Origin of the sequence: Mesorhizobium sp. AR07, from assembly GCF_024746815.1 — a bacterium.
In the GTDB taxonomy this organism is placed as follows: domain Bacteria; phylum Pseudomonadota; class Alphaproteobacteria; order Rhizobiales; family Rhizobiaceae; genus Mesorhizobium.
The window spans coordinates 227,932-242,142 of the sequence record NZ_CP080526.1; the positions used below are offsets into that span (position 1 = coordinate 227,932).

Below are 14,211 nucleotides of genomic sequence, written 5' to 3' on the forward strand. Positions count from 1 at the left end.
AATATATCGCTTAACGGATCGCCTCGGGAGCAAGGACCGGCGCAGCCTAGTTGGCCCTTCTCTCATGTCGGAGTCCGATGCACGGACAAGCGGATTGACCGACGGCGACATCCGCTTACTCCCAAGGAGCTGAGAACAGGAGACCGCCGTTGACCCATGATGCATTTGGGGTACCTGTGCGGTCAAGAGAATACGGCGTATCCGGGCCCAGGTTGCGGTCGTACATCTCGCCGTAGTTGCCAACGGCCTTGATCATATCAGCGACGAAACTATCTGATACGTGGAAGTCCGTGCCGAATCCGCCATTTACGCCCAGGAACTTCTGGATGACCGGATCGGGTGATTTTTGCATCTCGCCCAAGTTAGCGGTGGTAATGCCCCACTCCTCCGCCTGAAATAGTGCGAAAATAGTCCACCTCAACAGGTTGCGCCATTTCGAGTCGTTCGCGACGACGAAGCCGGCAAATGGTGATTTACCGGTCGATTCCTTGAGGATATTGTAGTCTGCGGGGTTGGGCGAACTGGCGCGCCAACCGGCCAAGGCAGTTCGATCTGTCGCCATCGCATTGCATCGGCCGTTACCCAAAGCCGCAAATATCTTATCGTCAGCATCGAACGTCAAGACGTTGATATTCGCTACATTTTTGGCCTTGAATAGGTTAGCAAGGGTGACTTCAGTACCGGATCCCTGTGTCGTGCAAATCGTCCCCCCAGAAAGATCTTCAAGCGTCTTCACACCGGATGACGCCTTCACCATAAATCCGCCCCCGTCGTAAAAATAAATCGGCAGAAAATCGATTGAGATCGCCGATTCGCGAACAGGGTAAACGGTTGTAGGCAAATACGCGACGTCTGCTTGACCTGTTGTCACCGCGTTAAAACGGCTCTTGGCGGTGACGATTATGAAGCTAACTTTGTCCGGGCTCCCCAGAACCGCTGCTGCCGTAGCACGGCACAAATCAATATCTAATCCTTCCAGTTTTGCCGTTTTGGGATTGAGATAACTGAAGCCCGGGATCGTATTGTCGATCGCGCAGTTGAGAATGCCGCGCTGCTTGACATCGTCAAGTACCGAGGCGTGGGCAGATGGCGTTGCCGCAAAAGCGAGGGCAAGCGCCGTGCAGAAGTAACCAACCGTCAATTTTACACGCATGGTCGTTAATTCCCCTATTTTTTAGTTAACGGCCCAAACCTTGGTGCCGAGCTCTTCGAGGAGACCCAAAGAGCGCGTTGACGAAAGCACAGCCTTTTGTGCGTGTCCACAATTGCTATCGAAAATAGGTATCTATCTTTTCGATTTTTGAGAATTTTTAAGACGAGGGCATGAGTGAGCAAGTGCTCACCGGCTGCGCCGAGGGGTGCGTGGGGAAAGCCATAGCGGGGCCAAGTCCTGACGTTTTCGGACATTGGCCAGCTGTGTCGTTGCGACCGCGCCCGTGTGACCGCACATTATTGAAGCCTGCGAGATCGGAAGTTCGCCTGGGGCCGCGACCGGCCTCTGCATAGGCTCGAAGACTATCGTGATGAAATTCCCGTGCATTGCTGGATTGTAGAACTCCGAATTGTTCCCAATGCGGCCTGCAAGAACCTTGCAGTGCAATTCCAGGCCTTTCGTCCTATCTGGTTGGATACTTCTTGCTGGAGCTCCGGGCCTAACGATGGCTGCCTCTTTTCATTCATCGGAGAGACGGTTTGCTTCCGCCGATCGGCAAAATTCGAAAGCCGACGCTTCAGGTCACAATATGGAAACATATTTAACAAATGAGGCGCGAGGCCGCGCTTACGACCTAAGGGACCTGACAATCCGATAAATTCGGCCCCGGGTCCCGGCGCAACGGTAGCCTGTGTTTGGCCAAAATATCGCTGACCCAAGATATTTCCGTTTAGGTGCTTGAACGTGACTGTAAGGGCAGCCCATAAGCACACATCTTATTATACAGGGTCTTGCGCGAAATCCCGAGATAGCGAGCGGTTTCTCCGCGGCGGAAACGATGACGCTGGAGCGCGTCGAGTATCCATTCTTTTTCGTCTGCCGGATGCGTTTCCGGTACGTCCGTGTCGCCGAGCGGCGGCAGATGTTCGGCCCCGATCCAGTCGCCTTCGCAGCGAATGGCGGCCGTTTCGAGCACAGATCGCAGCTCACGGATGTTTTCAGGCCAGCCATGGGTCATGAGAACGCGGTAGGCGGAGTGGTCTACCAACAGTTTTCGGCTGCGGCGATCCTTTCTAAGGGCCTGGAGGAAGTGTTCCGCAAGAAGGGGAAGATCTTCCAGGCGATCCCGGAGATTGGGAAGCAAGACATGTCCGGGGGCGAGACGCTGTTCCAGCGAAGGGATGAGTAGCTCGCTTGAGCCCAATTCCGAGAGCGGCCGCTCCGATGTCAGGATCAGGCGGCCTTCAAACCGCCCCCTGTCGTTATCGCCCAGACGCCGGTAGACACCCGTTTCAATGACTTCGAGCAACCGTTCCTGAGCGTTGACGCACAGGCATTCGACATTCTCGATTAACAGGGTTGCCTTGGGATGGTACTGAAGCAGTCCAAGCACCTTGCGACCGCTATTGCTCAGGGCAGAGCCGAACAGCGATTCTCCGCTCACGTCCGCTGTGCTCGCGCTGATCAACTTGCTCCCCGGTCGTCTGGCAGCTTCATGAACTGCACGTGCCAGAAGCTTCTTGCCCGTCCCGATCTCCCCAGTAATCAGAACCGGTAGTGGAGAGGCCGCAAGCTTCACGATCCGCTGCTTGACCTGCTGGACCGACGGTGACCGGCCGATGATCGAGTATTCGCGCTGCACATGTTCCAGTTGGCGTTCCAGTTCATCAATCCGCTTTTGCAAGGTGCCGACGGATTTGAAGGCCGACGTAATCTGCTCCATCGAGGCCTCAAGTGGCACCCGATCGATGGTGGAGCCGCCTATATAACCATCCGCCTTGGCGACCGCCGAAACCTCGTACATTTCATCAGGGCTTACAATCGGACCACCCTCCAGAACGCACAGGATTCCATCTGAAATCCCGCGTATCTGACGGAAGACGATTTTCGCATACTCGGCCGCCTGCGGCAGGCTGAGCCCGGAACGGCTTCCCACCGTTCCTCCGACATTCCAGCCCAAGTTGAGATTGATAATGTCCACGCCGGCCTCAGCGGCCTGCTGAGCCTCTGCGCCCGTCCGAACATAGGCGAGCGTCGCCATGCCTCTGTTCTCAGCGGACCGTAGCATTTCAAGTTCCCGCTGAAAGCCGAGTCCTGCTTTCTCGACGTCGGCCCGAAAGCGTCCATCGAGGAAGATGGAGGTGGGAAAGTTCACGATCGCGCCGAAGCCCGCATCCGCAATTCTATCCAGTTCAGTCTCTATCGAGCATCTGGGATCAAAGGCACTGACGCCGAAGAAGACCGGGACTTTGGCGAGGGGCAGGATTTCCGATTGGGCAAATTCCAGGACGAAGTCATTGCTCTTGCGCAATGCGAGAAGGGAAAAGATGGATGGCGCGCCCATGCTCCGCAAACGCCCGGCATTCAGTGCGAGGATAAAGTCCGCCCCGCCGCGCGAGGCCGCCTGGGCGGCCATGCCTGTGCCGATCGCAGCGCCGACCAGCGTCGAATTGGGTTTGGCAAGCGTAGCTTTAAGTGCCGCAACGATCTCCGCTCTGGCATGTGCGGGAGCGGAGGACGTGGAACGCGAGAGCCCAGGATGCACGATTGGATTAGCCATTGTGAGGCCAATCTACATCCTATTAAGTCTCGATCGGAGTGCTTTTTGTGAAGGATTGCATGAAATCCTGTACTTTCACAGGCTCGCCGAGACGCGCGCTTTCGATTGCTGAGAACACCAGCGCCACGGACTGGAGATTATCCTGCACGTTAGTGGCCATCGGAGGGCCGCCATCAAGCCACTGGCAGAATTGCTCAATCAGCAGTGAATTCTTCCACTTTTTGCCGGGAAGCAACGAGACCTGCTGGCCTTTGCCCTGCCGGTTCTGCTGTACGTGCCGTTTCGCGTCCCGATGAAACACCTCCACCTCTCGATGCTCAAGGATGGCCGTTCCGGACGCCGCGTCCACCCGAAAATATTCGCATCCCCAAACGTTCAGTCCAGTCCCGTGTGCTGACGTCCCTTCATATACACCACGGGCGCCATTGGCGAAGTCCATCATCACAATGACGTCGGTATCGCCCTTGTACTCCGCCCATTCCGGTTTCCAGGTACGGGCATAAATGGACGTGCAGGGCGCGCCGGCCAGATCGGCCATGATATCGAGATGATGGACCGCACCCTCAATCAGCAGCGGATGGACCATTTCGTGGCGGAAGCGTCCCCAGGAATCGTAAACGCGTCGATCATCGGCGAAGCGGCATGACACAGTGTTGATCCGACCGAGGGCATCATCACTGACAAGCGCTCTCAGTGTCGACTTGTCCTGATCGAACCGGTGGCTCATGGTTACTGCCATCTTGAGGCCCGCGGCGGCTTTCACCTTGTCGGCGATACGCACGGAGGCCTCCATCGTGTCAGCAATCGGCTTCTCGGACAGAATATGCATGCCGCGAGCAAGGGCCAGATCGACAATTAATTCGTGGAATGCGGGCGGAATGACGATAGAACAGAAGTCGGCGTCCACAGTCTGGAAGGCTTTGTCAGCCGAGCTGAAGCATTGCTCCGTCCCCAGACCGAGGTGCTTGCGACCGGTTTCCAGGGCTTTGGGATCGATATCTACGAGACCGACCACCTTGATCGTTCCATCCGCGATGTTCGGCGGCAGGAACGTGCTGCACCAGGACGCCCCAAAACCACCAGCTCCAATTTGCAGGACCTTATAGGTCATGGATTTTACCTTTAAATGAGTAGAAGTTAGGCAACTTTCACATCCGCTCGGATTGAATATCGGCAGGGCCGTGCCTGTGCTCCCAAAGGTGCCCGAAGCGTTTTTTGCCTTCGAGAGTCGTCTCGAAATAAGCCCCCTTCACGTCGGCCGATACCTGCGGAAGATCATGATGGTGTCCCATGCCGATTGCAACGCAATCACCAACCTCGACATCGAAGCTGCGCGAACCGACAATGACCGTGCCTGCCCCGTCAATGATCACCCAGTATTCGTCGCAGTCGTGATAGTGCGAGTCAAAGTCGGTTGACTTTGGATAACTGACGGGATCGCCTCTCGTATCAACAGTATTGCTGGGAGTGACCTGGAATACGCCGCATCCGCCAAGTTCAGTGCCCCATCTACCGGAAAAGATGAGAATCCGTGCCGTGCGATCGCCGGCATCCGCTGTAAAGGGACCATCGGCGCCATCCATATCGCAGAACTGGCCCTCGCAGAGGACTTGGGCACCCTTTGCACTTGTCAAGCGGCAGGATCCGCGTGCAACCAGTAAGCGCTGCTTTTCGGCTTCGATCGGCAGGGGCAGGGGCTCGCCGGAAAGTTCGACGAATTCAAACCCGGTGAGCTCGCACCAGCTCGGCGGCTGATCTCCACTTCTAAAAACCGACATCTTTTTTTCTTCCCTTTTGGAATCAGACTGCCTGGCGGCGGATCGCCTTGAAGGCGAGCGTCTGAGACTTGATTGCCTCTTCGGTCGGAAGCCGCTCCATGCTGCTTGCGCCGTAGAACCCGTGGCATCCCTGGCAGGAATCGAGAATGAAGCGGGCATCTTCCGGATTGGCGATCGGGCCGCCATGGCTCAGAATGATGATATCGTCGCGGATCGCTTGAGCGGCTTCAATGCACTCGTTGATCAACGAGACACAATCGTCCATCGACTTGCCCGAACGCGCACCAATCGCGCCACCCGTCGTCAGTCCCATGTGGCAGACGAGAATATCAGCTCCGGCTTTCGACATCGCTGCCGCATCTTCCGGGCTGAACACGTAGGGTGTGGTCAAGAGATCGAGCTTATGGCCCTCGGCAATCATCTCGACTTCCTGGGCATAGCTCATGCCCGTCTCTTCGAGATTCTGACGGAACAGCCCGTCGATCAGACCCACGGTCGGGAAATTCTGCACGCCGGCGAAGCCGATCTCCTTCAGTTCGCGCAGGAAGGTCGACATCACCACGAACGGATCCGTGCCGTTGACTCCGGCAAGCACCGGGGTACGCGTAACGACCGGCAGAACCTCGCGGGCCATGTCGACGACGATCTGATTGGCATTGCCATAGGCAAGAAGTCCGGCAAGGGATCCGCGGCCGGCCATGCGATAGCGGCCCGAATTGTAGATCACGATAAGGTCGATATTGCCGGCTTCCTCGCTCTTGGCGGAAAGGCCCGTGCCGGCACCACCACCGATGATTGGCTCACCGGCCTTGATCTTTTTCTGGAAACGCTCGATCAGCTCCGAACGGGTGGGATATTTGATGGCGGGATCAGTGCTCACGAAGGGCCTCTTTGAAATTGGTAACAAGGTGCTCCGCAAATTGCGGATCATTTATGTGAAGGGCGACGCGCGTCAGCTGTCGCTTGTCAGTGCAACGGAGCGTGCGTTCCAAGGCTGCGAACAGGGCGGCATCGGCTCCAGGATCGTGGAATGGCTGGCCGGGCGCATCGATTGCCGAGACACCCAATTCCGGGATCAGGAAGCGAACGGACCCCTCACAGAGGTTCAGACGTTCTCCGATCCATTCGCCAATCCTGTTGCATTCTTCCGGGGTAGTCCGCATCAGCGTGACCTGCGGATTATGGACGTGCAGCCGGCGCGAACGGAACTGGCTCGGGACCGTTTCCACGGCCCCAAAATTGACCATGTCGAGTGCGCCGCAGGAGCCGACATAGGGCATTTTGGTCCGGGCGAAGGCCCCGAAGCGATCGGGCGTACAGGGGAAGACTCCGCCCACAAGGTAATCGCATACTTCGGTGGTGGACACATCGATGCCGCCAACCAGCAAGCCGGAGTCGGCGAGCTTTTCAAACGACTGTCCGCCCGTGCCTGTGGCATGGAAAACCAGGCAATCGAAGTCTGCCTCCAACGCCCGGGTGACCGCCTGGACGCACGGTGTCGTGACACCAAACATTGTCAGCCCGATTGCCGGCCTCTCGTCGGCTGCGGAGGCGGTCAGCCTGTTGAGCGCCATTCCGGCAATGGAATGTCCAGCGTTGGCCAGGACCACCCGCGAGATGCGGTTCAGCCCCGATACGTCCGTCACCGAATACATCATGCTGATGTCGGTCGGGCCCACATAGGGCGCAACGTTGCCGGAGGCGACGGTTGAAACCAGCACCTTCGGAGTGCCAATTGGAAGAGCGCGCATGGCGGGTGCGATCAACGCGGTGCCACCGGATCCGCCCGCGCCGATGATGCCGTCGACATCCGGGCGCGATCGGATGAACTCCACCAGCGCCTGCGACATGGCGGCGACTGCCTTGCCGCGGTCCTTGAGCTCTTCGACCTTCGGCGGGTTCTGATGGAAGCGGGCCACCTCCGATGACTGCACGTCGACATCCGAGGCTTCGCTGTGAATCACCGACACCGACACATCGACCAGAACGGTGTTACAACCCGCGTCCCGGATAAGGTCGCGAAGATAGCGCAGTTCGCAGCCCTTGGTATCGCAGGTGCCAACCACATAGACTGTTTTCACTCTTTCCTCCCGGCCATTGCTCAGTCGGCCCTACTCGCCTCCCCAACCTTAGTCGCCGCGCGAACAGCGAATCAATTGGCGCAGGCCGATGTTTTGGGTAGAATTGTGTAAAAGCTCGAAGGGACAAAATGTACTCTTCTTCCACTCTCCGCTCCATCCAGATCGTCACGGATCTCGGCGCCATCTCCGACGACCCGCCTCAGTCCGTTAGGCTCTATTGCCCCTCTTGCGAAGGGTTGGACGGCAACGCCTATGACAGCCTCGTGCTGCTTCCTATCCATGACACCAATGGTCGTCTCCTGTCCGCGCTCAGAAACAGAATGGCACGCCCGAACCAAGTATTCGCGGGGGTACTTGCGCTCGATCCATTTCGCCGTCATGTCGACATCTTCAGGGCCCTTGAGACCGCCGGATGCCCCGGCGTCGTCAACTTTCCGAGCGTGACAGCGATTGACGGAGAAATGCGCGTCAGCCTTGAGAATTTCGGATACGGGACAACAACCGAAATCAGTCTGCTGCGTACGGCGGTCGCGAAGGGTTTCAGCTCCCTGGCCGTGATCGACAGCTTCGGCATGGCGCAAGAAGCTGTCACTGTTGGCGTCAGCGGACTGATTGCGGCGCGGCACGTCAACGACGCCATGCTCGCCGAGCTGTTGGAGCTTGCGCATGTGACCAAGCTAGGGCTGTTTCGACTTCCTGACGCCGTTGACCAGGCCTGAACAAGATAAGTGGCTCTAGTCGAAGTCCACGGTTTCTCCCACTCATCAAGGCGATAACTTTATTCTAATTCCAGAAGTATTTTGGTATTTGACTGGCCCACTTGATCTGCATTGACCACCCTGGCGCATGAGCTTGTCTTGAGCGATCCTCGGTAAGTGGGCTTCTTATTCCGACCGCCCTGCCACAACGCTCAGGCTCATGATCTCTTCGCCTTGGAGCTCGCTCAGTTTGTGTTTCTCCACCGCCCATAACATCTTTCTGCAAAGCAGGCAGGCTGGCTTACCCAATATTGCACGTGTTCGCGCATATTTTCGTCACTCTAACCGGCCGCACACTTTACAATTCTACCCACCGTAACGGAGTCATAATTTTGTCCCCGGGCAATTTGAACATCGTCATCCTTTCCGATCACTCGCGAAGATCGGACTGGGTCAAACGGAGCGCATCACTGTTGGAGAGTCTCTTCGTACTTCGTCCGGTTGGGTCAAGCGGCTGCCAGCAGTCGCCTCCGGAGGAGTAGATAGGCGGCGCGCCCGTACATCTGGCGCTTGATCGTCTTGAGGCGGTTGATCTGGCCTTCTACCGGGCTCGTGCTCCAGGGCTGGGTGATTGCCGCCCGGACAGCCTCAATGTCACGGCCGATGCCTGCTGCAAGGGAGGCCCACTGTTCGTGGCATCCTCGATCCATCATAAGCTTGCTCAAATGGTCAAACGGCTGCTATTCGGCGCGCGCCACGATTGCCATGGTCGGGTGCACGCAGCGAAATCAGGCCCAGGTCCCGGTAGCGCGATGAAACGCCGGCGGCGTGACCGCCGGCCTTTCATATTGGAATCTACTTCCCGTTTGGACGGAACTGATTGCTCAATTGAACGCCTGCGCCACCGCAGACACCAGGGCGGCGAAGGTTATCTGAGAGCTGACACCTAACCTCCAACCCACCTTACGGTCGGAGTGGATCCACTCATGAAAGCGTTGGAGTGACATAAGCGGCTCTCGTTGATGGATGCTATGCATGAACTGCAGCGGATCCGGCATGATAGCAGCGATAGAGCCGAGCGAGACAACCAAAGCTGAAGCCGGTGTAGCAAACAGCCAGATCGCAAGCGCCAGACCTGCGCAGGCGTCAACACCGACGCAGAACAGATCTATCACCACGTCTCGGTTCAACCTAAGGCGCCGATTGTCGGCGCCTTTCCCAACCGAGATCGACCGAAGCGGGTAGTCCCAATGCGGTATGGCGTCGATCGCAAAGTGGCTCGCAAAGCCAGCCACGGCCGCCAGTATGGGATCGGAAGGGAATAGACTGGCGATCGCGCCGCCGACGACTGCATGTGTGCTCAAAATCATTGGGAAGCATCTCCGCGTTGCAGTTTCAGTGTCACGAATTGCACCCAGTGAGGAATAGCTCCGCCGGCTCGCTTTGTCTCCCTCTACGCGGGCGAGCGGAGAGGTGTTGCACCTTCGGCGCTGTTGATCGACTAGCGATGGACCCCCCCTTGTCACCGATTTTGGACGCGAGCACGTCTCTCGCCGTTCTCGACTATGATTAACTAGTCTAAGTCTAGGTGACATGTTGTTGATTACATAGCCAGTATTCCGCGCCGCCGTCAGAGCCTGCGAAGAGCAACTCTTGCGGTTGAGGGCCATCACCCGTTCATCGTGCCCGAGGACGAACTGGAAGTTCATTATCGCTGGCATGCATAGTTTGGCCGAAAGGTCAGCGTGCGGCGTGCGGCGTGCGGCGTGCGGCGTGCGGAGCAGCGGGTAACTGGCCAGTTTCTCAAGGTGCAATACCCTTCGGGCATTGTCGTATCGATTCCAAGCCGGATGGTGAATCGGCCGCTTGCGCGGGCATGACTTTTGGCCCGCCACAGGTTGATCTCACGGCCTTGTCTGATCTGAAGAGGCTGGTCACGCCGGCCGCTGTTTCCACAAACTTCCCGAGCGAGAATGGATCCGCACGGGAGAAAGTCGATGAAACAGCACGACGTGCCTGCACCGACCTCGGACAGGCAGATGAGCCTGATATTCGAACCCCGCAGGCTGGATCGACACTGGAGGGGATGAGCAAAGTGAAGCGGGCGAAGGCCTTGCTGACGTTCGCCCAAATCCTCCTGCAGGCCGCCGGTCTGGTCATCAAGGAGCTCGATGATGACCAGCACTGATCTGATCCCAACCGCGCTCCTGGAGCGCAACGCCGTCGTCTATGTACGCCAGTCGACGCAGACCCAGGTCATGACAACCTGGAGAGCCAGCGACGGCAATCTGATCTGGTCGACATTGCGCGACAGCGCGGCTTCGCCAATCTCGAAGTCATCGACGAGGATCTCGGCGCCGATCAGCAAGCGGAATAGTGGCGCGCCCCGGCTTCGATCGGCTGGTTGCATGGTTGTGTGCGGGCAAGATCGGCGCCGTGTTGTGCCTGGACGCATCGAGGCTCGCACCCAATGGGCGGGACTGGCATCATCTGCTCGAGTTGTGTGACTTGTCGAAGCCCGCGTCATCGACCACGATGGCGTCTACAACCCCTGCCTGCCTAATGATCTTCTGCTCTTGGGCATGACGGGAAGCATCAGCGAGTTCGAACTGGGGTGCTGAAGGCACTGATGCTCGAGGCCGCCAGATCGAAGACGCCTGGGAAACGTCAAACAACCGACACCTGCTGTCGATTTCATCGAGTCGCCGACATTGCGCAATTTGGCAGGATCCCTGTCCCAATCTCAGGCACGGCATTGAATAGAATGTAGAAAATATCTTTCGAGGCTCTTTTTGCAGAGTTGGTACGATTTTTGATGCTCCTTTGTCGCGACGCGCTGGGAGTGCGACCTATAGTCTTCTCGTGGGTGACGTCGCCATCGATGGAAAGAAGGAAGATGCAACATGTCAGGTCCGCGTCCGCTCACATTTTATGAGAAAGCAATTGTTGGCAGATGTACTACTTCTCCAAAATACGCTCGCAGCACGTGTCGGCCTTCTCGGGCAGAGCACCTTGATCGTCGGCGAGCGCCCTAAGGGCGCAGAATACCGTACGAGCCGCAGCGAGAAGCTGAACAAACTCGATTTCTCTTTCGGGAATGAGATGATGATGGTTGATCTGGGCGGCTTTGACCGTCAGTTGCCTTTGGTTTGTGACTTGGATGGCACTCTGATAAAGTCGAACAGCCTCCATGAGAACTTCTTTGAAGCCTTCTTTCATTCGCCGCAGCGCCTGCTTCGCTCCGTTCCAGGCTGGCTTAAGGGCCGCGCCGCCCTCAAAGAATCGCTGGCAAGCGTTCGTCCGATTGAAGTCCAGGCGCTTCCTTATCGCGAAGAGGTATTGGATCTCATACATGGTGCGCAAGCTGACGGGCGTGAAATTTATCTCGTCACGGCAGCTGACCAGAGCATAGCTGACAATGTCATTTCTCATCTTGGTGGATTCGGCGGAGCGAAGGGCAGCGACGGCGCGTTGAACTTGAAGAGCCGGAACAAGCTGAAATGGCTTCAGGAAAGCTTCCCTAACGGGTTCATTTATGCAGGCGACGGTGCCGCGGACCTTCCAATCTGGGAGAAGGCGGCCGGAGTCATTCTTGTTGGCAACGGAGTAAGGTACGCAAGCCAACTCCGCAACGCGGGCGCCAAGGTTAAGACAATTATCCCAGAAAAAACCAAGCCGGTGAAGGATTGGCTATCTGAACTTAGGATACACCAGTGGTCGAAGAATGTACTGATCTTCGTTCCGCTGTTTCTTGGCCATGTTTGGGGCGACTTCCATGCCGTCTTGAAGACCGCAATCGCCTTCCTTGCTTTCGGTCTCGTGGCGTCTTCAACCTATATCATCAACGATCTGGCTGACTTGAAAGCAGACCGGGCGCATGTGACCAAGCGCTTCAGGGCGATCGCGGCGGGCAGGATAGGCCTCATGAACGGCTTTCTGGCTAGCATGTTCCTGCTGGTTGCAGGCCTTGGGGTGGCCAACTTTTTGCACCCTCAATTCGGACTGGCTGTTGCAGTCTATCTACTGCTGACACTGGCCTATTCAATCCGCTTGAAGCGCTACGCGTTACTCGATGTGACGGTCATCGGAGCGTTGTTCACACTGAGGATTGTCATGGGCCAAGTGCTGAACGATCTGGCATTCTCGCCTTGGCTTTTGTCCTTTTCAGCCATGTTCTTCTTTTCGCTGTCGCTGGCAAAGCGCCATGTGGAAACAATGCGCGCGTGCTCAAATGGGAAGGACGCCATCAAAGGGCGCGGATACTTGCCTGACGATTGGCCGCTCACCTTGGGCTATGGCCTTGCTTCCGCCTCGGCTTCGATCGTCATCATGCTGCTTTTCGTCGCACTCGAAACCAGGGGGCCGCAAGCATATCACAATCCAGCATGGCTTTATGTTGCGCCGGCCGGCGTGTTCATGTGGCTGCAAAGGATCTGGCTCCTGAGCCATCGCATGGATTTGCACGACGATCCTATCGTCTTTGCGCTCAAGGATAAGACCAGCCTGTTGATCGGCGCCATTATCACAATGGCGTTTGCGCTGGCTTTGTAAAACAACGCGATTTATGACAGGGGCGAACTTGATAAACCTGAATGCGCCCCTCGTACTCCTGACGGGAGCCACCGGTTGGTTCGGCGGGCGCGTCGCCGCGGCGCTGACGACTGGTTTGCCGGAAGCAGGACTTCTCGCAAGCCCCACGGCCGGTGTCATCGACAGATGGGGTATTCGGCTTGAGCCTCATCGTTTGGCGGTGATGGGCGTTGGTGCGCGGATATGAAATCGAACGCATTTCGATCTTTAATGTAGTTGGTTATGCCTGCGTGACTTGACGCCGGATAGACTCCGGGCGTGCCCATGCCAGCATGCGGTTGAGAACGATGCAACCGATGGCAACCTCGCCGGAAGAGAGCGTGCTCGCAGGCGCCGTCCGATCAGCCCCTTGTATCGTCCGATGGCTGTTTCGCTCAGCGCCCGCTTGCCGTAGCCGGTAGCTGCCTGCCATTTCAGCCGACCGTCGCTTGCGATTGCGGCAATGTGCTTGTCCCTTTGACCAGGCGGTCCGGTATCACCGCTTTCCACCGCCGTGGAACGCGGTGGAATGACGATGTTCGCGGTTGCGCTATGCTGCAGGATAGACCGATAGGTTGGCTTGCCGTCATAGGCTCCGTCGGCTGTGAACTGGTCGATCTCGCCGTCGATCTGATCGAGCAGCGGTGCCACCTGGGAAGGATCATCCGTGTCCTGATCTGTCAGCCTTTGGGCAATGATCGCGCCACTTTTGGCATCCACTGCCAGATGCAGCTTGCGCCAGTTGCGACGTGATCTGGCGCCATGTTTCTGCTCCAGCCATTGCCCGGCGCCGTAGACTTTCAATCCCGTGCTATCGACAAGCACATGCAGCGGGCCGTCCGGCAGCGGCGGGTTTCGTCGGGCTGATGGCTCCCACTTCTGTGCCCGACGGCTCAGCGTCGTATGATCTGGAACTGGGACTTTCAGCCCCATGAGATCCAGCAGCGAGTGAAGCAATCCCTCGGTCTGGCGCAGCCGCATTGCGAAGACGCAACCCAGCGTCAGCGCTGTCTCAATGGCGAGATCGGAATACCGGGCTTGGCCGCCGCGGGTCTTGCGTCGCGGAGCGCGCCATCCCGCCAGTGCCTCCGGCGTTACCCATAAGGTCAGGCTACCACGCCGGCGCAGACCTGCTTCGTAGTCACGCCAATTCGTCACCCTGAATTTCATCTTTCCGACGTGATGACGACGATCTGCGTTGTGTTTGTACGGCATGGCACTCGCATCAAGCTGATTTCGATCCTGCCTGCCTATCGCCAAACCGTTGACAAAGGATCCATGCACCATGTGTAGACGCCCGTTTGGCAAGAGGAATCTTTAGTTGGCATTGCGCGTTGTCGGGTGCTGACATGTGTCCGGCCTGTGATGCGGC

10 protein-coding genes and 3 pseudogenes are annotated in these 14,211 nt (G+C 57.3%); 4 read left to right on the top strand and 9 right to left on the bottom strand.

The genetic code is table 11. The annotated features are described in order from the left end of the window. Positions 1-115: 115 nt before the first annotated feature. From BPNPMPFG_RS33800 to BPNPMPFG_RS33825, 6 genes are all read right to left on the bottom strand, one after another. The gene (locus BPNPMPFG_RS33800) at positions 116-1,153 is read right to left on the bottom strand and encodes a transporter substrate-binding domain-containing protein (RefSeq protein WP_258597170.1); all 1,038 of its coding nucleotides are present in this window, start codon (positions 1,151-1,153) and stop codon (positions 116-118) included. A gap of 730 nt (positions 1,154-1,883) precedes the next feature. Next, entirely contained in the window at positions 1,884-3,713 is a 1,830-nt protein-coding gene (locus BPNPMPFG_RS33805) for a phosphoenolpyruvate hydrolase family protein (protein WP_258597171.1), read from the bottom strand. 22 nt (positions 3,714-3,735) lie between these two features. Next, positions 3,736-4,824, bottom strand: a complete 1,089-nt coding sequence (locus BPNPMPFG_RS33810; protein WP_258597172.1) for a Gfo/Idh/MocA family protein — start codon at positions 4,822-4,824, stop codon at positions 3,736-3,738. Between the two features lie 37 nt (positions 4,825-4,861). Further along, complete coding sequence (locus tag BPNPMPFG_RS33815) at positions 4,862-5,491, bottom strand: cupin domain-containing protein (RefSeq protein ID WP_258597174.1); 630 nt, start codon at positions 5,489-5,491, stop codon at positions 4,862-4,864. Between the two features lie 22 nt (positions 5,492-5,513). Then, a complete protein-coding gene (locus BPNPMPFG_RS33820; RefSeq protein ID WP_258597175.1) occupies positions 5,514-6,371 on the bottom strand; it encodes a phosphoenolpyruvate hydrolase family protein in 858 nt (285 codons plus the stop codon). After that, positions 6,361-7,572 carry a Tm-1-like ATP-binding domain-containing protein gene (locus BPNPMPFG_RS33825; protein WP_258597177.1) on the bottom strand — a complete coding sequence of 404 codons (1,212 nt, stop codon included), beginning with the start codon at positions 7,570-7,572 and terminating at the stop codon, positions 6,361-6,363. The genes BPNPMPFG_RS33820 and BPNPMPFG_RS33825 overlap by 11 nt, the downstream gene beginning before the upstream one ends. 128 nt (positions 7,573-7,700) lie before the next feature. Here BPNPMPFG_RS33825 and BPNPMPFG_RS33830 point away from each other — a divergent pair, with 128 nt between their 5' ends. Continuing rightward, a complete protein-coding gene (locus BPNPMPFG_RS33830; protein WP_258597179.1) occupies positions 7,701-8,291 on the top strand; it encodes a phosphoenolpyruvate hydrolase family protein in 591 nt (196 codons plus the stop codon). 485 nt (positions 8,292-8,776) lie between these two features. On the opposite strand, the pseudogene BPNPMPFG_RS43625 reads toward BPNPMPFG_RS33830, so the two are convergent. Both BPNPMPFG_RS43625 and BPNPMPFG_RS33840 read right to left on the bottom strand, forming a co-directional pair. Continuing rightward, positions 8,777-8,944, bottom strand: a pseudogene (locus tag BPNPMPFG_RS43625) (ISL3-like element ISAzs13 family transposase); the annotation flags it as partial. 210 nt (positions 8,945-9,154) lie between these two features. Continuing rightward, positions 9,155-9,640, bottom strand: a complete 486-nt coding sequence (locus BPNPMPFG_RS33840; RefSeq protein WP_258597181.1) for a hypothetical protein — start codon at positions 9,638-9,640, stop codon at positions 9,155-9,157. A 542-nt stretch (positions 9,641-10,182) separates the two neighbouring features. Here BPNPMPFG_RS33840 and BPNPMPFG_RS33845 point away from each other — a divergent pair. The 3 genes and pseudogenes from BPNPMPFG_RS33845 to BPNPMPFG_RS33855 all read left to right on the top strand — a co-directional run bounded on the left by BPNPMPFG_RS33845 (position 10,183) and on the right by BPNPMPFG_RS33855 (position 12,821). After that, a complete protein-coding gene (locus BPNPMPFG_RS33845) occupies positions 10,183-10,458 on the top strand; it encodes a hypothetical protein (RefSeq protein WP_258597183.1) in 276 nt (91 codons plus the stop codon). Continuing rightward, a pseudogene (locus tag BPNPMPFG_RS33850) lies at positions 10,445-10,923 on the top strand (recombinase family protein); the annotation flags it as partial. The gene BPNPMPFG_RS33845 and the pseudogene BPNPMPFG_RS33850, both read left to right, overlap by 14 nt. Positions 10,924-11,132: 209 nt before the next feature. Continuing rightward, the gene (locus BPNPMPFG_RS33855; protein ID WP_258597185.1) at positions 11,133-12,821 is read left to right on the top strand and encodes a UbiA family prenyltransferase; all 1,689 of its coding nucleotides are present in this window, start codon (positions 11,133-11,135) and stop codon (positions 12,819-12,821) included. 259 nt (positions 12,822-13,080) lie between these two features. Here the strand turns inward: BPNPMPFG_RS33855 and BPNPMPFG_RS33860 are convergent. Then, positions 13,081-14,054 (bottom strand): annotated as a pseudogene (locus BPNPMPFG_RS33860) (IS5 family transposase). Positions 14,055-14,211 lie beyond the last annotated feature (157 nt).